This window comes from Saccharopolyspora sp. NPDC047091 (genome assembly GCF_040643635.1).
In the GTDB taxonomy this organism is placed as follows: domain Bacteria; phylum Actinomycetota; class Actinomycetes; order Mycobacteriales; family Pseudonocardiaceae; genus Saccharopolyspora_C.
On sequence record NZ_JBEYUS010000021.1, the window covers coordinates 60,547 to 80,353 of the forward strand.

General features: G+C 72.4%; 17 protein-coding genes, 1 pseudogene and 1 riboswitch. Of the genes and pseudogenes, 7 read left to right on the forward strand and 11 right to left on the reverse strand.

Annotated elements, in window-relative coordinates; genetic code table 11:
- Positions 1–2 precede the first annotated feature (2 nt).
- The 6 genes from ABZ805_RS12220 to ABZ805_RS12245 all read right to left on the reverse strand — a co-directional run bounded on the left by ABZ805_RS12220 (position 3) and on the right by ABZ805_RS12245 (position 7,252).
- The gene (locus ABZ805_RS12220; RefSeq protein ID WP_358438240.1) at positions 3–1,265 is read right to left on the reverse strand and encodes a hypothetical protein; all 1,263 of its coding nucleotides are present in this window, start codon (positions 1,263–1,265) and stop codon (positions 3–5) included.
- Entirely contained in the window at positions 1,255–1,740 is a 486-nt protein-coding gene (locus tag ABZ805_RS12225; protein ID WP_358438243.1) for a hypothetical protein, read from the reverse strand. The genes ABZ805_RS12220 and ABZ805_RS12225 overlap by 11 nt, the downstream gene beginning before the upstream one ends.
- A gap of 68 nt (positions 1,741–1,808) precedes the next feature.
- Positions 1,809–4,184, reverse strand: a complete 2,376-nt coding sequence (locus ABZ805_RS12230; protein WP_358438246.1) for an excinuclease ABC subunit UvrA — start codon at positions 4,182–4,184, stop codon at positions 1,809–1,811.
- Between the two features lie 166 nt (positions 4,185–4,350).
- Positions 4,351–5,382, reverse strand: a complete 1,032-nt coding sequence (locus tag ABZ805_RS12235) for an ABC transporter substrate-binding protein (protein ID WP_358438249.1) — start codon at positions 5,380–5,382, stop codon at positions 4,351–4,353.
- Positions 5,358–6,167 carry an ABC transporter ATP-binding protein gene (locus tag ABZ805_RS12240; RefSeq protein ID WP_358438252.1) on the reverse strand — a complete coding sequence of 270 codons (810 nt, stop codon included), beginning with the start codon at positions 6,165–6,167 and terminating at the stop codon, positions 5,358–5,360. The genes ABZ805_RS12235 and ABZ805_RS12240 overlap by 25 nt, the downstream gene beginning before the upstream one ends.
- Positions 6,164–7,252 (reverse strand): iron ABC transporter permease, encoded by a 1,089-nt coding sequence (locus ABZ805_RS12245; protein WP_358438255.1) that lies wholly within the window; start codon positions 7,250–7,252, stop codon positions 6,164–6,166. The genes ABZ805_RS12240 and ABZ805_RS12245 overlap by 4 nt, the downstream gene beginning before the upstream one ends.
- Positions 7,253–7,310: 58 nt before the next feature.
- A riboswitch (cobalamin riboswitch) is annotated at positions 7,311–7,377 on the reverse strand.
- Between the two features lie 200 nt (positions 7,378–7,577).
- On the opposite strand from ABZ805_RS12245, the gene ABZ805_RS12250 reads away from it, so the two are divergent.
- Positions 7,578–9,053: an ABC transporter substrate-binding protein/permease gene (locus tag ABZ805_RS12250; RefSeq protein WP_358438258.1), complete on the forward strand. Its 1,476-nt coding sequence runs from the start codon at positions 7,578–7,580 to the stop codon at positions 9,051–9,053.
- Complete coding sequence (locus ABZ805_RS12255; protein ID WP_358438261.1) at positions 9,050–9,835, forward strand: amino acid ABC transporter ATP-binding protein; 786 nt, start codon at positions 9,050–9,052, stop codon at positions 9,833–9,835. The genes ABZ805_RS12250 and ABZ805_RS12255 overlap by 4 nt, the downstream gene beginning before the upstream one ends.
- Positions 9,836–9,919: 84 nt before the next feature.
- On the opposite strand, the gene ABZ805_RS12260 is transcribed toward ABZ805_RS12255, so the two are convergent.
- Complete coding sequence (locus ABZ805_RS12260) at positions 9,920–10,345, reverse strand: nuclear transport factor 2 family protein (protein ID WP_358438264.1); 426 nt, start codon at positions 10,343–10,345, stop codon at positions 9,920–9,922.
- An 81-nt stretch (positions 10,346–10,426) separates the two neighbouring features.
- Here ABZ805_RS12260 and ABZ805_RS12265 point away from each other — a divergent pair, with 81 nt between their 5' ends.
- Entirely contained in the window at positions 10,427–10,993 is a 567-nt protein-coding gene (locus tag ABZ805_RS12265; RefSeq protein ID WP_358438267.1) for a PadR family transcriptional regulator, read from the forward strand.
- Positions 10,994–10,996: 3 nt separating this feature from the next.
- Here the strand turns inward: ABZ805_RS12265 and ABZ805_RS12270 are convergent, their stop codons facing one another.
- On the reverse strand, positions 10,997–11,455 hold the full coding sequence (locus ABZ805_RS12270) for an Lrp/AsnC family transcriptional regulator (protein WP_224957517.1): 459 nt from the start codon (positions 11,453–11,455) through the stop codon (positions 10,997–10,999).
- Positions 11,456–11,518: 63 nt separating this feature from the next.
- On the opposite strand from ABZ805_RS12270, the gene ABZ805_RS12275 reads away from it, so the two are divergent.
- The gene (locus tag ABZ805_RS12275) at positions 11,519–12,262 is read left to right on the forward strand and encodes an AzlC family ABC transporter permease (RefSeq protein WP_358438271.1); all 744 of its coding nucleotides are present in this window, start codon (positions 11,519–11,521) and stop codon (positions 12,260–12,262) included.
- On the forward strand, positions 12,255–12,581 hold the full coding sequence (locus ABZ805_RS12280) for an AzlD domain-containing protein (protein ID WP_358438274.1): 327 nt from the start codon (positions 12,255–12,257) through the stop codon (positions 12,579–12,581). Before ABZ805_RS12275 ends, ABZ805_RS12280 begins: the two co-directional genes overlap by 8 nt.
- Positions 12,582–12,590: 9 nt before the next feature.
- On the opposite strand, the gene ABZ805_RS12285 is transcribed toward ABZ805_RS12280, so the two are convergent.
- Positions 12,591–13,943 carry a serine/threonine-protein kinase gene (locus ABZ805_RS12285; RefSeq protein ID WP_358438277.1) on the reverse strand — a complete coding sequence of 451 codons (1,353 nt, stop codon included), beginning with the start codon at positions 13,941–13,943 and terminating at the stop codon, positions 12,591–12,593.
- 272 nt (positions 13,944–14,215) lie between these two features.
- Here ABZ805_RS12285 and ABZ805_RS12290 point away from each other — a divergent pair, with 272 nt between their 5' ends.
- Positions 14,216–15,085 (forward strand): alpha/beta fold hydrolase, encoded by an 870-nt coding sequence (locus tag ABZ805_RS12290; protein WP_358438280.1) that lies wholly within the window; start codon positions 14,216–14,218, stop codon positions 15,083–15,085.
- Positions 15,086–15,093: 8 nt separating this feature from the next.
- Here ABZ805_RS12290 and ABZ805_RS12295 read toward each other — a convergent pair whose 3' ends face one another.
- Positions 15,094–17,967 (reverse strand): BTAD domain-containing putative transcriptional regulator, encoded by a 2,874-nt coding sequence (locus tag ABZ805_RS12295; RefSeq protein ID WP_358438283.1) that lies wholly within the window; start codon positions 17,965–17,967, stop codon positions 15,094–15,096.
- 212 nt (positions 17,968–18,179) lie between these two features.
- On the opposite strand from ABZ805_RS12295, the gene ABZ805_RS12300 reads away from it, so the two are divergent.
- Positions 18,180–19,115 (forward strand): carbohydrate kinase family protein, encoded by a 936-nt coding sequence (locus ABZ805_RS12300; RefSeq protein ID WP_358438286.1) that lies wholly within the window; start codon positions 18,180–18,182, stop codon positions 19,113–19,115.
- On the opposite strand, the pseudogene ABZ805_RS12305 reads toward ABZ805_RS12300, so the two are convergent.
- A pseudogene (locus tag ABZ805_RS12305) lies at positions 19,090–19,807 on the reverse strand (hypothetical protein); the annotation flags it as partial. The gene ABZ805_RS12300 and the pseudogene ABZ805_RS12305 sit on opposite strands and share 26 nt — an antisense overlap.

Genomic DNA, 19,807 nt, shown 5'->3' on the forward strand with positions numbered 1-19,807 from the left:
GTTCAGCCCTGGCGCACGCTGACACCGAAGGTGCTCCGGCGGTGACCCGAACGCACCGGAACCGTCCGCGGGAACTCGCCTGGAACGAGCCGGTCGCGCAACCATCCGTGCAGGATCGCGCCGCAGACCGCACCGAGATCGGGAGCGGCGGAGAACACCACCGCCAGACCGTCCTGCGCGACCGCGAGCCACCGGCCCTCCGGAGTCCGAACGACCGCGAGCAAGCAACCGGGCAGCGCGTCCAGCGAGGCCCGCGCCCACTGCTCCGGGGCGGTGCACGGCTCCTCGTGCAACACGACGTCGGCGAGCTCGAGCATCCGCCGGGACGGGGATCGGACACCGGTCACCAGCACGAAACCGGCACCTGAGGGCCACGAGCCCGGACTCGCCGCCGGGTATCGGCGCACCCGGAGTTCAACGCCGACGCCCTCCTCCACGCTCACGAGCTGGCCGGGTGGTGCGGGCAAGTCCACGTCAGGCAGCGGTATCGCCACGGGTTCGGCGGGAACATCGGGTTCGTCCAACTCCAGCCAGTCGTACACCGCGGTGCGCAACAACCTCGCGGACTCACCGGGCACCGAGGTGGCGAGTTCCGTCAAACCGGCGAACCGCTCGGTCCGGTGGGAGCGAGCGGTGAATTCCAGTTGAGCGAGCAGATCACGATTCGGATCCAGCAGGGGTGCTGCGGCGTTGAGCCGGGCGATCGGCGATTCAGGGTCGAGCGATTCCTCGGGCGCTGCGGTCACCAGCAGTGGTGTGCCGAGAGCCGCCGAATAAAAAGTGACCGAACCGTGGTCTCCGATGGTGAGATCGGCGGCGATGAGCGCGGCCCGCCAGCCCTCTTCGGGAGGCAGGACGACGACGCCGGCGCGGGCGCAGTCCTCGAGCCACATCCGCACCTGCCATGGAGAATGCCCGTGCCAGACGTTCGGGTGCAAGGCGACGACGATGCGGTATTCGTCCAACGGGAGTCGTTCGGCCAATCGGGCCACGATCGACGAGTCCTGCCCGAACAGGGAGGAAGTTCCCCAAGTCGAGGAGACGAAGAGCAGCTGCTGCCCGGGGTGGACCCCGAAACTCCGCCGGTAGGTCTCCCGCAGTGGAACGCTGGCCAGGATCCGGTCGAAGCACGGATCACCGGCGACGAGCGCCACGTCGACGGCTTCCGGGCAGTGTTCTCGCAGCCTGTCGACCTGCTCGACGTGCGAGAGAACCGTCGTGGAGGGGATGAGTTCGCCTTCGTGGCGCAGCCATTCATCGGACAACCCGAAAACGGGTTTCCGGGTTTCCGGGTTTCCGGGTTTCCGGGTTTCCGGGTTTCCGGGTTTCCGGGTTTCCGGGTTTCCGGGTTTCCGGGTTTCCGGGTTTCGTCAGTGTTTTATTGTATCCCATTCCGTGCGGTACGACTAAGAGCGGAGCAGTCACTTCGTGCAGCGGACCGCCGTAGCTGGCGGACACCGCGAGGTCGAAATCCTGGGACATCGCCTCGGCCCAGGGGACGGGGATGATGTCGTGCGCTGCGAGGAACTCCGTGGTCCCCGTGGTGAAAGCACTCGACCCGATGCAGGTGAACGCGGTCTGGATGCGGTGGTCTGCGGCCCAGAACGGGAGGATGTCGAGCAGCCGGGTAGCCGCGGTCACGTTGTGCACGATCGCCAGCACTGAGCGTTCAACTCGAACTGTGCGCCAAGAGCGGCCGGCGGAACCGGCCAGCAACTCACTCCACCGCAGCACGCCCACGGCCCGAATGCTACCGAAGCGCATCTCGGAGCCGAACGAGGTGAACGTCCGACCAGCTGAGCAGTTCCTCAGGCCCCCACGTAGTCGGCGAGGTGCTCGGCGGTGAGGGTGGTGCGGGCCGCGATCAGGTCGGCCGGGGTGCCTTCGAAGACGACCCGGCCGCCGTCGTGGCCCGCGCCCGGGCCGAGGTCGATGATCCAGTCGGCGTGCGCCATCACCGCCTGGTGGTGCTCGACGACGATCACCGACTTGCCCGCGTCCACCAGGTGGTCCAGCAACCCGAGCAGCTGCTCCACGTCCGCCAGGTGCAGGCCGGTGGTCGGTTCGTCGAGGACGTACGCGCCGCCCTTCTCGGACAGGTGGGTGGCGAGCTTGAGCCGCTGCCGCTCGCCACCGGACAGCGTGGTCAGCGGCTGGCCGAGCGTGAGGTAGCCGAGGCCGACGTCGGCGAGCCTGCGCAGCACGCGGTGCGCGGCGGGGGTCTTCGCCTCGCCGTCGGCGAAGAACTCCTCGGCCTGCGCCACCGACATCGCCAGCACCTCGCTGATGTCGCGCCCGCCGAGCCGGTGCTCCAGCACGGATCGCTGGAACCGCTTGCCCTCGCACTCCTCGCAGGTGGTGGCGACCCCGGCCATCATCCCCAGGTCCGTGTAGACCACGCCGGCACCGCCGCAGCCGGGGCAGGCGCCCTCGGAGTTCGCGCTGAACAGCGCCGGTTTCACGTCGTTGGCCTTCGCGAAGGCCTTGCGGATCGGGTCGAGCAGCCCCGTGTAGGTGGCGGGGTTGCTGCGCCGCGAACCGCGGATCGGGGCCTGGTCGATGGAGATCACCCCGGCGTCCTTCGGCAGCGAACCGTGCACCAGGGAGCTCTTGCCGGACCCGGCGACACCGGTGATGGCCACCAGCACCCCGAGCGGGATGTCCACGTCCACGCCCTGCAGGTTGTTCGCGTGCGCGCCGCGCACCTCGATCGCCCCGGACGGTTCCCGCACCGAGGTCTTCAGCGCGACCCGGTCGTCGAAGTGCCTGCCGGTGGTGGTGCCCGCCGACCGCAGGCCCGCCACGTCCCCTTCGAAGCACACCTCGCCGCCTGCCGAACCGGCGCCGGGGCCGAGGTCCACGACGTGGTCGGCGATCACGATCGTCTCCGGCTTGTGCTCCACCACGAGCACCGTGTTCCCCTTGTCCCGCAACCGGAGCAGCAGGTCGTTCATCCGCTGGATGTCGTGCGGGTGCAGGCCGATGGTGGGCTCGTCGAACACGTAGGTGACGTCGGTCAGCGAGGAACCGAGGTGCCGCACCATCTTCACCCGCTGCGCCTCGCCGCCGGACAGGGTGCCCGCGGGCCGGTTCAGCGACAGGTAGCCGAGCCCGATCTCCACGAACGACTCCAGCGTGCCGCGCAGCGAGCCCAGCAGCGGCGCCACCGACGGCTCGTCCAGGCCGCCGATCCACTCGGCGAGGTCGTTGATCTGCATCGCGCACGCGTCCGCGATGCTCAGCCCGCCGATCTTCGAGGAGCGGGCCGCCGCGGTGAGCCGGGTGCCGTCGCAGTCCGGGCAGGTCGCGAACGTGACCGCGCGCTCCACGAACGCCCGGATGTGCGGCTGCATCGACTCGACGTCCTTGGACAGGAACGACTTGCGGATCTTCGGGAGCAGGCCCTCGTAGGTGAGGTTGACGCCCTCCACCTTCACCTTCGTCGGCTCGCGGTGCAGGAAGTCGCGCATCTCCCGCGCGGTGAAGTCGCGGATCGGCTTGTGCGGGTCCAGGAACCCGGATTCGGCGTAGGTGCGGACCGTCCAGAAGCTGTCCGACTTCCAGCCGGGGATGGTGAACGCGCCCTCGGCCAGCGACTTGGAGTCGTCGTAGAGCTCGGTGAGGTCGATGTCGGAGATGCTGCCGCGGCCCTCGCAGCGCGGGCACATGCCACCGGTGACGCTGAACTCGCGGCGTTCCTTCACGATGCGCCCGCCGCGCTCCATCGTCACCGCGCCCGCCCCGCTGACCGAGGCCACGTTGAACGAGAACGCCTGCTGCGAACCGATGTGCGGCGTCCCGAGCCTGCTGAACAGGATGCGCAGCATCGCTCCGGTGTCGGTGGCGGTGCCCACCGTGGAGCGCGGGTCGGACCCCATCCGCTGCTGGTCCACGATGATCGCGGTGGTGAGCCCGTCGAGCACGTCCACCTCGGGCCGCGCCAGCGTCGGCATGAAGCCCTGCAGGAACGCGCTGTAGGTCTCGTTGATCATCCGCTGCGATTCGGCGGCGATGGTGCCGAACACCAGTGAGCTCTTGCCGGAGCCGGACACGCCGGTGAACACGGTCAGCCGCCGCTTCGGGAGCTCGACGCTGACGTCCCGCAGGTTGTTCACCCGCGCGCCGTGCACCCGGATCAGGTCGTGGCTGTCGGCGGCGTGCTGCGCCTGCCGGTCGTGGCTCATCGTCGTCTCCCCCGGAGTGCGGTGCCCAGTGCTGTGCGGCGGTCCTGTGCGGCGCCGCCGCCCGGTCCGGCATCCTAGGCGCCCACCCCGACGACCGCGTCCCATCGATCCCGATCTCGCCAGGTGAGTGGCCCGTTCGCCCAGCGGGCGCGGGCCGGCGGGCGGCTCAGCCGACGCGGTCGTCGGAGCGGGGGACCAGGCCGGACGGCGGGACGAGGTCCCAGCGCTCCAGCTGGGCGCGGACCTGCTCGGCGGCGTCGATGTTCAGCGGACCGGACGTCCACATCGAGTACGGCAGGTTGAGGAACCGCTGCTCGGTGACCGCCCGCAACCGGTCGATGCCGGGCCGCGAGCGCAGCATCGCCACCTTCTCCGCGAAGGTCTGCGGCGGGTAGTCCACGAACAGGAACGCGTCCGGGTCCGACGCCGCGACCCGCTCCCAGGACACCTTCGTCCAGGTGTCGCGGACGTCCTCGAGCGCGTTGCGCCCGCCCGCCGCGTCGATGATCGCCTGCGGCCCGCCCTTGTTCCCGCTGGAGAACACGGTGTCGCTGGCGCTGTCGAACAGGAAGATCGTCGGCCGGCGCTGCGGCTGCGGGGCTGCGCGCAGCGCGTCGAGCCGCCGCTGGACGTCGGCGTTGACCTGCGCGGCCTGCTCGGTCCGCCCGGTGATCGCGCCGAGGTTGGTGAGGTCGGTGCGCAGCGCCTGCCACGGTTCGACGATGCCGCGGGCCTTCCCGGCGCCCTGCCGGCAGCTCTCGGTCAGCACGTACCCGGCGATGCCCGCGCCGCGCAGGCCGTCCGGGGTGAGCCGGGTCGTTTCGCTGTAGCCGTAGTTCCACCCGGCGACCACCACGTCGGGCCGCTGCGCCAGCACCGCCTCCCGCGACGGGGAGGAGGGCGCGACGACGGGCAGCCGGTCCACCGCGTCCCCGTAGTGGCGGCGCAGCACGTCGGCGTCGCGCTGCAGGCTGGACACGGCGGTGACCTGCTGCTGCGCGCCGAGCGCCAGCACCATCGAGATCATGTTGCCGTCGTTGACGAACATCCGCTGCGCGGGCGCGGGGAACTCGGCGGGAGCCCCGCAGTTGTCGACGGTGATCGTCGGCCCGCCCGGCCCGCCGGGCGCGGCGGTCCCGCAGGAGGCCAGCAGGGCGGCGGCGGTGACCGCGATCAGCGTCCGGGCGTGTCGTCGCATGGTGCGTCCTCGTTCGGTGCGGCCCCGATGAGCAGGTGGGTCCTGCCGGTCCGGGGATGGGTGACGGGGGTGGCCTCGACGCCGAAGACCTCGCGGACCACCTCGGGCGCCAGCGCCTCGTCCGGGGCGGCGAGCGGGCGGGCGGTGCCGTCGTGCAGCACCAGCACCCGGTCGCAGGTCGCGGCGGCCAGTGCCAGGTCGTGCAGGCTCAGCACGCAGGTCCGGTCCGCGGCGCGCACCAGCCGCAGCAGGTCCAGCTGGTGGTGCACGTCGAGGTGGTTCGTCGGCTCGTCGAGCAGCAGCAGCGGGGTGCGCTGGGCGAACCCGCGGGCCAGCAGCACCCGCCTGCGCTCGCCGCCGGAGAGCCGGTCCACCGGCCGCTCCTCGAAACCGGCGAGGTCCACCGAGCGCAGCGCCGCGGCCACCGCCGCGCGCTCCGCGTCGCCGCCCCCGGACCACGGCGCCCGGTACGGGGTGGTGCCGAGCGCGACGAACTCGCCGACGAGGAAGTCCGGCGGCAGGTCCTCCTCCTGCGGGACCAGCGCGACCCGGCGCGCCCGCTTCCGCGCGGGCAGCCGGTGCAGCGGCACGCCGTCGACCAGCACCTCCCCGGCCGCGGGGCGCAGGATCCCGGCGAGGGCGCGTAGCAGCGTGGACTTCCCGGCACCGTTGGGGCCGACCACGCCGATCGTCTCGCCCGCGGTGGCGCTCCAGGTCAGCTCGCGCAGCACGGTGCGGTCGCCGAGCGCGCAGCGCAGCCCGGTCACCTGCACCGGCGCGTTCACGACGCACCGCCGTAGGAGTAGCGGCGCCTGCCCAGCAGCACCAGGAACACCGGCGCGCCGATCAGCCCGGACACCACGCTCAGCGGGATCTCGGTGGGCCGCACCAGCACCCGGGTCGCGACGTCCACCCACAGCAGGAACAGCGCCCCGCCCAGCGCGGCCACCGGCAGCAGCGCCCGGTGCCGGGCGCCGACGACGAGCCGCGCCAGGTGCGGCACGACGAGCCCGACGAACCCGATGCCACCGGAGACCGCCACCAGCACCCCGACCAGCACGGCCAGCAGCACGAACAGCGCGATCCGCAGCTCCCGCACCGGCACGCCCAGCGCGGCCGCGGTGTCCGGACCGGTGCTGAGCGCGTCGAGCCAGCCGCTGCTCGCGAACAGCGCCACGCCCGCCACCGCCACGACACCGGCGGGCAGCGCCAGCTGCGACCACTCGGCTCCGGCGAGGCTGCCCAGCAGCCAGAACAGCACCGACTGCGCCGCCGCCGGATCGGCGCTGCGGAACACCAGGAAGCTCGCGACCGACGAGAACGCGGACCCCAGCACCGTGCCGATCAGCACCAGCCGCAGCGGCGTCAGCCCGCCCTGCGCGACGGCGACGCCGAACACCAGCAGCGCCGAGCACAGCGCCCCGGTCAGCGCACCCGCCGACAGCGCCCAGATCCCGGCCCCGGCGAACAACCCCGTCGTGATCACCAGGGTCGCGCCGACCCCGGCCCCCGAGGACACCCCGAGCAGGTACGGGTCGGCGAGCGGGTTGCGCACCAGCGTCTGCATCGCGGCTCCCGCCAGCGCCAGCCCGGCGCCGACGACCACGGCAAGCAGCGCCCGCGGCAACCGCAGGTTCCAGACGATCGTGTCGTGCACCAGGTCGGCGGGGACCCCGCCGGTGATCCGGCTCAGCAGCGCGTCCGCGACGGGCCCGATCGGCAGCGGTTCGGCGCCGAACGCGGTGGACAGCCCGGTGCTGACCGGCAGCAGCGCGCACAGCACCAGCACGACCAGCGGGGCGCGCAGCCGGGTGCGCTGCCGGGTGCGCGGCGGTGATCCGCGCCGGGCGGTGTCGGGACGTGGCGGCACGGGAGCGGCACCCTCCTCGGGCTGGCGCGGCCCGGGTAGCGGTCGGTGCGACGGGAGGGGTCTGGCTCCCGGGCGCGTGGCCCGGTCACAGTGGCGCGACCGCTCCGAACTTCCGTCGGATTCCCTCACCGTCACCTGTTCGGGAGGATCTTAGGCGGCGGAGGCGGCCTCCAGCGCGCCACCGGCTGTCCGTTCGATCACAGCGCACCGGTCGCTGCCTGCGGAGTCCCGGATAATGGATCATGGAGCGGGGCCCCAGCCATTCGCCCTATGCTCCCTGCACGGTGCCGCACTCCGGGCACTGTGGAGGGTGAGGGAGTCGCCGATGCGACATGCGCTCAAGTGCGCGGTGCTGTTCCTGCTCATGGCGGTGGTCGCACCCGCCCAAGCGGGCGCGGCCCAGGCGCCGCCGGACGACCGGCCGGTGGTCAAGGTCGGCACCGAGGGCACCTATCCGCCGTTCTCGTTCCACGAGACCGGCAGCGAGGACCTCACCGGCTACGACGTCGACGTGATCAAGGCGATCGCGGACCGCGCCGGATGGCGGATCGAGTTCGTCGAGACGCAGTGGGACGCGATCTTCCCGGCGCTGGACGCGGGCCGCATCGACGTCATCGCCAACCAGGTGTCCGTCAACGAGGAGCGCGCCGCCAAGTACGGGCTGTCCGAGCCCTACACGTACTCCCGCGGCGTGGTGGTGCGCCGCACCGGCGACGAGAGCATCAAGACGCTCGACGACATCCGCGGCCGCACCACCGCCCAGTCCAGCACCAGCAACTGGGCGCAGGTCGCGCGCGACGCCGGCGCGAACGTGGAGGCCGTCGAAGGTTTCGCGCAGGCCGCCGCGCTGCTCACCCAGGGCCGGGTGGACGCGATCGTCAACGACAACATCGCGGTGCTCGACTACCAGGCCAGCACCGGGTCGAAGGACGTGGAGATCGCCGGGAACGCGGGCGACGAGACCAGCGAGCAGGTCCTCACCTTCCGCAAGGACGACCGGGCGCTGCTGGACCAGGCGAACCGGGCGATCGGCGAGCTGAAGGCCGACGGCACCCTCGCGCAGATCTCCCGCGGCTACTTCAAGGCGGACGTCTCGGTGCCGAACGGCGGCGACGCCGACCTGTCCGGCCGCGAGCGCAGCAGCACCTGGCAGGTGGTGGCGGGCACGGCCTGGCCGATGTTCCTCGGCCTGGTGCAGGTGACGATCCCGTTGACGGCGTTGAGCTTCGCGATCGGCCTGGCGCTGGCGCTGCTGGTGGCGCTGGCCCGGATCTCGCCGTACCGGGTGTTGTCCGGGCTGGCGCGCGCGTTCATCTCGATCATCCGGGGGACGCCGCTGCTGCTGCAGCTGTTCATCGTGTTCTACGGGCTGCCGCAGCTGGGCGTGAAGTTCCCGCCGTTCACCGCGGCGGTGATCGCGTTCAGCCTCAACGTGGCCGGGTACGCGGCGGAGGTGGTGCGCTCGGCGATCCTGGCGGTGCCGAAGGGGCAGTTCGAGGCCTCGGCGACGATCGGGCTCGGCTACTGGCAGACGCTGCGGCGGATCGTCCTGCCGCAGGCGACGCGCACCGCGGTGCCACCGCTGTCGAACACCTTGCTGTCGTTGCTGAAGGACACCTCGCTGGGCTCGGTGGTGCTGCTCACCGAGCTGTTCCGGCAGGCGCAGCTGGCGGCGGCCGAGAGCAACGAGTTCCTCGCCCTGTACGCCTTCGCCGGGCTGTACTACTGGATCATGTGCGTGGCGATCTCGGCCGCGCAGAAGCGACTGGAAACCCGACTGGACAGGTACGTGGCGCGATGACCGAGACCGCGGAGCAGAACCCCGAACCCCGGATCCGGGTGCGCGGGCTGGAGAAGTCCTTCGACGAGCGGAAGGTGCTGCGCGGCATCGATTTCGAGGCCGCGCGCGGCACCTCGACGGTCGTGGTCGGACCGTCCGGTTCCGGCAAGACCACCGTGCTGCGCTCGCTGAACGCGCTGGACGTCCCGGACGCCGGGGTGATCGGCATCGACGACGTGGAGGTCGACTTCGCCCGGCTGCCCGCGGGCAAGGCGGGGCGGCGCGAGGCGGCGCGGCTGCGCGCGCAGAGCGGCATGGTCTTCCAGTCGCACAACCTGTTCCCGCACCGCACGGTGCTGGAGAACGTCATCGAGGGCCCGGTCGTCGCCCAGCGCAGGCCGCGCGAGGAGGCCGTCGCCGACGCGAAGGCGCTGCTGGAGCAGGTGGGGCTCGGCGAGCGCGCCGACACCTACCCGTTCCAGCTCTCCGGCGGGCAGCAGCAGCGCGTCGGCATCGCCCGCGCGCTGGCGCTGGAGCCGCGCGTGGTGCTGTTCGACGAGCCGACCTCGGCGCTGGACCCGGAGCTCGTCGGCGAAGTGCTGGCGGTGATCAAGGACTTGGCGGCGGCGGGCTGGACGACGGTGATCGTCACCCACGAGATCCGCTTCGCCCGGCAGGTCGCCGACCAGGTGCTGTTCCTGGACGACGGCGCGATCGTGGAGCGGGGCAGCGGCGATCAGGTGCTGGCCGAGCCGCGGGAGGAGCGGACCCGGCGGTTCCTGCAGCGCATCCTGAACGAGTGAGCTCGGTGGGGGACGGAGTTCTCGGCCGTCCCCCGGCCCGGTGCTGCCCGGCCCGGCGTCGCGGACCCACCGCGGCGAGTGCCGTCACTGCGGCGCGGGCACGAGCCCTTCGGCGACGAGCCCGGCGAACACGGCCTCGCTCAGCGCGTTGACCGCGCTCAGCGGCCGCACCATCACGGTGAACTCGGAGATCAGCCCGTCCGCGTCCAGCTGGACGAGGTCGATGCCGTGGACGTCCTTGCCGCCCACGGTGGCCCGGAAGATCAGCACGTGCGAGTCGGCGTCGGCGCCTGCCGCGGTCTCCGCGGTGCCCTCCAGGGAGCCCGCGTAGCGGAACTCCTCGAAGACCCGGCGGAACAGCACGTCGAACACGCCGAGCACCAGGTCGCGGCCTTCGAACGGCCGGAACTTGACCGGGCTGAAGAACCGGGGCTCGGCCGCGAACAGCGGCTCCAGCGCGGCGGTGTCGCGCCGTTCGACGGCGTCGCGGAAGCGTTCGATGGTGTGCACGCGGTCTCCTGGTCAACGATCTGAACAGTCAGAAAATTGACTATAGTGGGCGCGGGGTTCCCGGTCGAGGAGGAGTTCGATATGGCGCTGCGACACGCGGTCCTCGCCGCGCTGCTGGACGGCGAGCGCAGCGGTTACCAGCTGGCGAAGGTGTTCGACGTCGGCATGGCCAACTTCTGGCACGCGCTGCCGCAGCAGCTCTACGCGGAACTGGCGAAGCTGGAGCGCGACGGGCTGGTCGCCGGGCGCGAAGTGGTCCAGGAGACGCGGCCGAACAAGCGCCTGTTCACCGTCACCGACGAGGGCGCCGCCGAGCTGCGGCGCTTCGCGGTCACCCCGTCGAAGCCCTCGTTCATCCGGGACGACCTGCTGGTGAAGGTCGCCGCCGCCGACTCGGTGCCCGCGGCCGAGCTGATCGAGCAGCTGGTGGAGCGGGCCGCGGTGGCGACGGCGAAGATCGAGCTGTTCGACGGGCTGCTGCGCACCATGCGCGGTGACCGCGACGAAGCGGACTTCCTCGCCACCGGCGCCCGCATCGGCCCGTACCTGACCTGTCTCCGGGGCCGCTCCTTCGAAGCCGACCACCGCGACTGGTGCGAGCGGACCGCCGAGGTCCTGCGCGCGCGGCGGAACGCGGGCGCCCGGTAGCGGTCAGTCGTCGCTCTTCACCTTCCGCATGATCAGGTGCGAGTCGACGCGGGCGACCGCGCGCAGGGCCATGAGCTTGCCGGTGAGGAACTCCTCGAACGCGGACTGGTCCTCGACGGCGACGCGGATCAGGTAGTCGGGGCGGCCGAACAGGCGGTGGAACTCGACGACCTCGTCGTACTCGCTGATCGTGGATTCGAGCTCTTCGACGGTCTGCAGGTCGTTGATGCTGATCTCCAGCGACACCATCACCTCGAACCGCCTGCCGACCGCGGCGGGGTCGATGCGCGCCCGGTAACCGGCGATGATCCCGTCGTCCTCCAGCCGCTTGACCCGGCGCAGGCAGGGGGCAGGGGTGAGCCCGACGCGCTTGGCGAGCTCCACGTTCGTCAGCCGGCCGTCCTGGCGCAGGTGGAACAAAATGTCGTGATCAGTGCCGTCGATCATCATTTGATTGCTCATATCTCGAAATATCGGCCCTCGTCGGCAACCATATTACGCGATCAGAAAACTATGATTGCAGCCATGACCTCGCCTCCTGCCGTCCTCGAACGCTGCCCTGCCGCGCCACCCGAGCCGACCGTCCGCCACGCCGACTTCCGCGCGGCGCTGCGGGATTCGAGCTCGGTGGGGCTGGCGCTGTTCCCGCTGGGGATCGCGTTCGGGATGCTGGTGGTGCACTCCGGGCTGGCGTGGTGGTGGGCGTCGGTGTTCACCACGTTCATCTACGCGGGCTCGCTGGAGTTCCTGCTGATCGGCCTGGTGCTGGTGGCGACGCCGCTGGCGCAGGTGGCGCTGACGGCGCTGCTGGTGAACCTCCGGCACGTGTTCTACGCGCTGTCCTTCCCGCTGCACCGGGTCACCGGCAGGCTCGGCAAGGCCTACAGCACGTTCGCGCTGACCGACGAGGCGTACGCGGCGAGCACCAGCGAGTCGGCGCGGTCCTGGACCGGCGGGCGGATCGTGTGGCTGCAGGTGCTGTGCCAGCTGTACTGGGCCGGTGGCGCCACCGCCGGGGCGCTGGTGGCCGCGGTGCTGCCGTTCGAGCTGGCCGGGCTGGACTTCGCGCTGACCGCGCTGTTCGTGGTGCTCGCCGTGGACGCCTTCCGGGAGCGGCGCGAGATCCCGACCCCGGTGCTGGCGCTGGTGTGCGCGCTGGTGGCGATGGTGCTGTTCCCGCAGCAGATGTTGCCGGTGGCGTTCGGCCTGTTCACGGCTGGGCTGCTGGCGCTCCGGCTGGTCGCGCGCAAGGGGAGCGCTCGTGCCTGAGACCTCGTACCTGGTGGCGGTCGTGGCGGTGTGCGCCGCGGTCACGTGGGCGGTGCGGGCGCTGCCGTTCGCGGCGCTGGCCCCGTTGCGCGACAGCGAGCTGGTGCACCACCTGGGGCAGCGGATGCCGGTGGGCGTGATGATCGTGCTCGCCGTCTACACGGTGCGCGGCACCACGGTGCCGCAGCTGGCGCCGGTGGGGCTGGCGCTGGCGGCGACGCTCGGCCTGCACCTGTGGCGCGGGAACGCGCTGCTGAGCATCCTCGGCGGTACCGCGGTGCACGTGCTGCTGGTGAGCACCGCGTTCGCATTCGTCTGATGTGGACGGTCAGTCGCAGGCGATGACCGCGGGCAGGCCGGTGGCGCTGAGCTTCTTCACGTACGCGTCGTCAGCCTTCTCGCGGGCGGCGGCCAGCTGGTCGCAGGCGCTCGCCGCATCCGCGAACGGTCCGAAGTAGACGGAGTAGATCGCCTTGCCGCTCGGGCTCGTCTTCGCCGAGGCGCCGCACGGGGTCGACGGCACGTGCAGGTAGCCGGTGCCGGGGAACTCGTCGAGCAGCCGCTGCACGGTGTTCGCCTCGAACGCGGCGCCGACCACCACGGCGTAGGAGTCGTTGCAGACCGGGGTGCTCATCGGCACCGACACCCCGAGGTCCGCGGCCATCGTCGCGCCGGGCACCGAGACGACCGGCCGACTGGAAGTGGCCTGCCCGTCGTCGCCCGGGCTCAGCGCCCACGCGGTGGCCGCGCCCGCCACCGCCAGCACGCCCAGCGTCGCGAGGGCCGCGCGCACGAACCTGCCGCGGGACTTCCGGTCCGGCCGTTCCTCGGACTGCCGCACGGTCGTGGTGCGCGGTTCGGTCGGCGTCGCGTACAGCGCCTCGACGGCCTCGCGCGCCAGGTCGCCCGCCGAGTCGAACCGGTGCGCGGGGTCCTTCGCCATGCCACGCGCGATCACCGCGTCGAACGCGGAACCCAGGTGCGGCGCGGTGGTTCCCGGCCGCGGCGGGTCGTCGTGCAGGTGCGCGCTGATCATCGCGACGGTCGCCTCGCGCTGGAACGGCTTGCGCCCGGTGAGGCACTCGTAGAACAGGCAGGTCAGCGAGTACACGTCCGAGCTCGGCTCCGCGGGCCCTTCGCCGAACCGCTCCGGCGCCATGTACGCCAGCGTGCCGACGGTGATGCCGGTGGAGGTCGCGGCCGTCCCCGTGCTCGCGGCGTAGGCGATGCCGAAGTCCACCAGGTACGCGAAACCGGTGCTGCCGACCAGCACGTTCGACGGCTTCACGTCGCGGTGCACCAGGCCGTCGGCGTGCGCGGCGTCCAGCGCGTGCGCCACCTGCTCCAGCAGGCCCACCGCCCGGTCCGGGTCCAGCGGCCCGTAGCTCGCCAGGTGCGTCGCCAGGTCGGTGCCGTCCACCAGCCGCATGTCCAGGTACAGCCGGCCGTCGATCTCCCCGTAGGAGTGGATCGGGATCACGTGCGGATCGCGCAGCCGCGCGGTCGCCTGGGCCTCGCGCTGGAAGCGGCGGCGGAACTCGGCGTCCTCGGCGTGGCGCTCGGCGATCAGCTTGAGCGCGACGGTCCGCTGGTGCCTGCTGTCGAGGGCCCGGTGTATCTCCCCCATGCCGCCGCGAGCGATCAGGCCTTGGACCACGTACGGACCGAACTGCCACTCCACCCGTGCGACTCCTCCCCTGGTGTGCCGGGGGAGAGTCTAGGAGGTGCGCGATCCGCGGATGAGCCATGTTCACCGGTTCGGAACCGGATCACGCCCGCCTGCCCGGATGCCGCGCATCCGGCTCGACCTGCGCTGTTCCGTTCGGTCGCACCGCTTGGGCCGACCGGTCCAGCCGGGGCTCGCGGGGTGGTGCGCCGGATTCCGGCGCCGTGGTTGGTTTCGGCGCCGTGGTGTGGTGGGGTTCCGGTGGTCTTCGCGGGGAGGTGGCGTCGGTGGTGGAAGCGGCTGCGCTGGAGGTGCCCGGTGTGTCGCACCGGTACGTCCAGGTCGGCGGAATCCGGGTGCACGTGGCGGAAGCGGGTTCCGGCCCGCCGCTGGTGCTGCTGCACGGCTGGCCGCAGCACTGGTACCTGTGGCGCCACCAGATCCCGGAGCTCGCGCGGTCCTACCGGGTGATCGCCCCCGACCTGCGCGGCCACGGCTGGACCGACGCGCCCGCCGGCGGCTACGACAAGGAGAACCTGGCCGCCGACCTGATCGGGCTGCTGGACGCGCTGGAGCTCGACCGGGTGCGGCTGGTCGGCCACGACTGGGGCGGCTGGACCGGATTCCTCGCCTGCCTGCGCGCGCCGGAGCGGTTCGACCGGTTCCTGGCGCTGAACATCGCGCACCCGTGGCCGTCCCGGTCGCCCGCGGCGCGGCTGAGCCTGTGGCGGTTCTGGTACCAGGTCGTGGTGGGGTCGCCGCTGGGCGCGCTGCTGGTGCGCCGCACGCCGTTCCTGTCCCGCGGCATCCTCGGCTCCGTCGAGCGCGGGGCGCTGAGCCGCGCCGAGCGGGACGCGTTCGCCGACCGTTGGCGGGACCCGGCGCGAGCGCGCGCCTCGGTGCAGCTGTACCGCACGTTCCTGCTGCGCGAACTGCCCGCCGTGGCCCGCGGCCGCTACCGGGATGCCACGCTGACCACCCGGACCCGGCTGCTGTTCGGCACCGGCGATCCGGCGATCTCGCCCCGGCTGCTGGAGGGCTACGAACGCCACGCCGAGCGGATGGACGTGCGCTGGGTCCCCGGCGCGGGCCACTTCATCGTCGACGAACGCCCCGCCCTCGTCCTCGCCGAGATCCAGGAGTTCATGGCGGACTGATCCGGCGATCAGCGCGGGCCGAGCAGGGCGCGCAGCCGCGGGGTGTCGGGGTGCTCGCCGAGGAAGTCGAGACGGGCGTTCGCCTGGTCCCAGCGCCGGCGCGCCCGCTCGGGTTCGCCCGTCGCGCGGTGCAGCACCACCAGGTCGGCGAGCACCCACGCCACGTGGTGCAGGTCGCCGCAGCGTTCCCAGTAGTGCTGTGCCTGCATGAGGTGCTCCACCGCCGGTCCGGTCCGCCGCATCGCGGCGTGCGCACCGCCGATCGCGTGGTGGGCGGCGGCCAGCCCCATATCGTCGCCGAGCTCGCCGAACAGGTCCAGCCCGGGTAGGCCGTGCTCCAACGCCCGCTGCCGTTCACCGATCCCGTTGCACGCCCAGCACAGGTAGACCAGCGAATGCGCCCGGCCGTACCGCTCCCCGGGGGCCTGGAAGTGCTCCAGCGCCCGCCGGTGGTGCGGGATCGCTCGCGCGGGAAGTCCGAGGCAGGTGTAGGCCCAGCCGATGCTGTTCTGCCGGAACGCCTCCCGCGACGGGTCGCCGGACCGATCGCCCGCGTCGGACAGCAGGGCCAGCGCCTCGGCGTAGCGCTGCGCCCGCAGGTACCCGTTGGCGAGGTTCAGCTCGGTGATCTCCACGGCGTCCGGTGCCTCGGTGCGCCGTGCCGCCCGCAGGGCGATCACGTGGCTGCGGATCCAGTCCTCGTGCAGGCTGCGCAGGTTCAGGAAGTCGGTGCTCGCCCAGGCGAGGCGCCACGCGTGCTCGGGAAATCCGTGCTGCTCGGCGATGTCGACCGCGCCGAGCAGGTTCTCGCGGTTGCGCTCGAACCAGCGCAGCGCCTCGTCGCGGTCGCCGGGCCGGTCCGGTTCGGCGTCGCTGTCCGGTGGTCCCGGCACGATGATGCGCGCCTGCTTGGTGATCAGCGCCGCGGCGCCCGCCGCGGAGTGCAGGAAGTGGTCGAGCAGCCTGCGCCGGGCCGCGTAGCGCTCGGTGTCGCGCAGTTTCTCGTCCGCGCAGGTCCGCGCGTAGTCCAGTGACAGGTCCGAGAGCCGGTAGCCGTGCTTGTCCGGCTGGTCCAGCAGCCGCAGGTGCGCCAGCCGGTCCAGCAGCTTCCCGGCCTCGGTGCGCGGCAGGCCGCTGAGCGCGGCGGCTCCGGACGTCTCGATCACCGGTCCGGGGTGGAGCGACAGCAGCAGGAACAACCGCTGGGCCTGCGGGCTGAGGTCGTCGTGCGCGGTGGCGAAGGCTGCGCGCAACGCGAGGCGACCGTCCACTTCGAGCGCGTCGATGCGGTGGTGCCGGATGTCGGCGATGGTCTCGGACAGCGAAGCGGCGGGGTGCCTGCTCGCGATGATGCCCGCGATGCGCAGCGCCAGCGGCAGATCTCCGCATAGGGCGGCGAGTTCGTCCAGTTCCGCCTCGAAAGCGGGACCGGTGCTCCCCGGGCGTCCCAGCGCGGCGTGCAGCAGTGCGATCGAGTCGTCCCGGGGTAGCGGTGGCAGCTCGATCCGGCGCGCGTCGTGGTGCAGCGCGAGGCTTTCCAGCCTGCGGCTGCTGGTGACCACCACGAGGCATCCGGGATGGCCGGGCAGCAGCGGTTGCACCTGCTCGGCGCTGCGCGCGTTGCTCAGCAGCACCAGTACTCTGCGGCCGGCCAGTGCACTGCGAAGTTCTGCCGCCAAGTAGTCCACATTGGAGCGTTCGGGGACGTCGGAGTCGAGGGCGGCGAGGAAGTCGCGCAGCACTCCGGCGGTCGCGTGCCGGTCCAGGCCCTGGAGGTTCGCGTAGAGCTGGCCGTCCGGGTAGCGAGCTGCCAGCCGGTGCGCCAGCTGCAGCGCGAACGTGTGCTTCCCCGCTCCCGGAAGGCCTTCCACGATGAGCAGCCACGGTGGAACTCCCGGCGAATCCTCCACTGCGGACAGCAGGTCGGCGAGCGCGTGGTCTCGTCCGATCGGGTGCGACGGCACGGCGGGCAGCTGGCGGGGCCGCAGCGCCGGGCGCCGCAGACCCCCTTCCGCGGCACCGTCCTGGCGGGGTCGGCGCGCGAACTTCCCCGCGGGTCCGGTGGTCCTGGACAGCGCACCGCTCGGCAGGCCGCGTTTGGTCAGCCCGCCCGCGAGCGTCCACTGCGCCTCGCGCTCGGCGCCCGCCGCGCGCGGCCGCACGATCGGATCGTCCTGCTGCAGCAGCGAGGTGTGCAGCGAGCGGAGCCGGGTGGGCAGGTCCGTGCCCTCCTCCCGGTAGGTGGCGGACACCTCCACCACGTAGTCCCGCAGCCTGCGCCGCTGGCCCGCGGCGGCGAGCGCCCGCATCCGCAGGGCCACGATGTCCTCGTCCAGCTCGTGGTCCGACGGCACCCAGTCCAGCTCGTTGAGCGCGGCCGACACCTGTCCGGAATCGAGCAGGGCGCCCGCCAGCAACTGCACGCCCGCGATGCGGTCCCGTTCCAGCTGGGTGCGGATCCGGTGCAGTCCCGGGCCGTCCACCCCGGCCAGCAGTTCGGGGCCGCACTCACCCAGCGCGCGGCGGCAGTGCTCCTCCAGCTCGGTGCCGCTCGACTGCCGCGCCCGGTCCAAGTGGTGCCGGAACCGGTGGTAGTCCACCAGCTCCGGGGTCACGTCGAGCCGCCAGAACCCGGGTTTGGCGCGTGGCCAGTGCACCCCGTTGCCCCGGACCTCGGCGCGCAGCGTCGAGATGTAGCGGTACAGCGACTCCATCGACGGCGGGTGCTCGCCCCACACCTTGTCGACGACGCCGCGCTGCGAAAGCGCCTTGCCGGGGTTGAGCAGCAGCACGACGAGGATCCCCAGCAGCCCGGGCCGCAGCTCGACCAGCTCACCGGAATCGGCACGCACCTCGACCGGGCCCAATAATCGGAACTCCATTCAGTTCCCCCTTTGAGTACCGCGCAGCGTTCAGTGAAGCACCCGATCCGCCGCGGGGAAGCGTTCATTCGGCGCAAGCATCCATACGGCGGTCCGGTTCACCGTCCAGCGGGCGTACCTCCCGCTGCTCCAGCGGCCGTTCCATCCCGTCCCCGCACCGTGGGGTGCAGCGGGTGGTGCGGTCACTCGCAGCGACGGGGAGGGAGCATCCGATGGGGAACCGGATCGTGGTCGCCGGAGTGGCGAGCTGGGGCGTGAACGTCGGGGTCGGGGAGCCGGCCGTGGACACCGCCGCGAGCGGCTGGCGCCCGCGCTGGCTCGTGAGCGGGCTGGGCGGGGCGGCGGGGCACATCTCGACGATCCTGCGGGCGCTGGGCGACGAGGTGGAGCTGTGCACGGTGGCGGGCCGGGACGCCATCGGCTCCCTGATCCGCTGGCGGCTGCGCGAGCACGGACTGGACGGTCGGGGCGTGGTGGACTGCGGGGTGTCCGCCGAAGCCGCGGTGCTGGTGGGCCCGGACGGGCGGCGGGCGGTGCTGTCGCACTCGACGCAGATCGCCGCCGTGCAGTACCCGGAGGAGGTGTTCACCGAGGCGGTGCGCGGTGCTGACCTGGCCGTGCTGACGAGCACGCCGTTCACCCGCCCGCTGCTGGCCGCGGCGGTGCTGCACGGGGTGCCGATCGCGGTGGACGTCAACGTGATCGCCGACGTGGAGGACGACTACTACGGGCCGTGGCTGGAGGTCGCCGACATCGTGTTCTGCTCGCACGAGCGGTTGCCGTGCAGCGCGGAGCGCTGGCTCGCGCGGATCTTCGACCGCTACCCGGGCTGCCTGGTCGCGGCGGTGGGGCGCGGTCCGCTGGGCTGCGTGCTGGGGTTGCGCGACGGCAGACTGGTGCGTGCGGAAGCGGTGGCGCCGCTGGGAGTGTGCAACACCTCCAGCGCCGGGGACTCGCTGTTCGCCGCGTTCTTGCACGGGTGGTTGAGCACCGGCAACGCGGCCGAAGCCCTCCCGGACGCGGTGCTCTACGCGGGCTGGCGCATCGGGCACCGGTTCCCGTCCGGGGTGGCGCTGACCGCCGCGGAGCTGGCGCGGCTGCGGCTGCGGCACCCGGTGCGGGTCAGGCTGGACCGCTGGGACCGGTGAGGCGGTCGCGCAGCGGTGCGGCGGCGGCCTCGTCGCCCTGGTGCTCGAACAGGCGCAGCGCCGCGGCCAGGTGCCGACGTTCGTCGGCCGGATCCCCCTGCGCGGCCGCGAGATCGGCGCGCGCGCCGTGCGCGAGCGCCCGGCCGACGGGGGAGTCGAGTTCGTCCATCTCGTCGGTGCCCGCGTCGAGCTCGGCGGCGGCCTCGCGGACCGCACCGGCGGCGACCAGCGCTTCGCCGAGCACGAGCCGGGCGCGGGCGGCGTTGAACGGGTCCTGCGCCCGGTGCTCGCGCAGCAGGGCGGTCGCGGCGCGCACCTCGGCGAGCCCGGTGGCGACCGCACCGGTCCGCACACCGGCCTGCCCGGCGAGCAACCGCGCCAGCGCGGCTTTGCGGGGAAAACCGGTGGCGGCGAAACCGGATTCGGCGTGCTGCGCGGAGGACCGGGCCGCGGAGGCGTCGCCGCGCGCCAGCGCCAGCACGGCCCGGGCGTCGGCGGTGTCGGCCGCGCCGTAGGCGTCCCCGCTGCGGGCGTGCAGCTCGGCGCACCGGTGCAGCAACCGGTCCGCCGCCCTCCACTCGGCACGCCGGTGGTGCAGCATCGCCAGCCTGCGCGCGGTGCGCGCCGAGTTCGAGTTCGGAGGCGATGCGCTCTTCGAGGGCGAGCAGCCGCAGCTCGTCCAGGTTGGTCCC

Excerpts from the sequence above, each read along its gene's own strand:
- ABZ805_RS12230 (WP_358438246.1), bottom strand. The coding sequence starts at position 4,184 with ATGAGCCACGACCGGCAGGCGCAGCACGCCGCCGACAGCCACGACCTG.
- ABZ805_RS12235 (WP_358438249.1), bottom strand. The coding sequence starts at position 5,382 with ATGCGACGACACGCCCGGACGCTGATCGCGGTCACCGCCGCCGCCCTG.
- ABZ805_RS12250 (WP_358438258.1), top strand. The coding sequence starts at position 7,578 with ATGCGACATGCGCTCAAGTGCGCGGTGCTGTTCCTGCTCATGGCGGTG.
- ABZ805_RS12255 (WP_358438261.1), top strand. The coding sequence starts at position 9,050 with ATGACCGAGACCGCGGAGCAGAACCCCGAACCCCGGATCCGGGTGCGC.
- ABZ805_RS12265 (WP_358438267.1), top strand. The coding sequence starts at position 10,427 with ATGGCGCTGCGACACGCGGTCCTCGCCGCGCTGCTGGACGGCGAGCGC.
- ABZ805_RS12270 (WP_224957517.1), bottom strand. The coding sequence starts at position 11,455 with ATGAGCAATCAAATGATGATCGACGGCACTGATCACGACATTTTGTTC.
- ABZ805_RS12275 (WP_358438271.1), top strand. The coding sequence starts at position 11,519 with ATGACCTCGCCTCCTGCCGTCCTCGAACGCTGCCCTGCCGCGCCACCC.
- ABZ805_RS12295 (WP_358438283.1), bottom strand. The coding sequence starts at position 17,967 with ATGGAGTTCCGATTATTGGGCCCGGTCGAGGTGCGTGCCGATTCCGGT.
- ABZ805_RS12300 (WP_358438286.1), top strand. The coding sequence starts at position 18,180 with ATGGGGAACCGGATCGTGGTCGCCGGAGTGGCGAGCTGGGGCGTGAAC.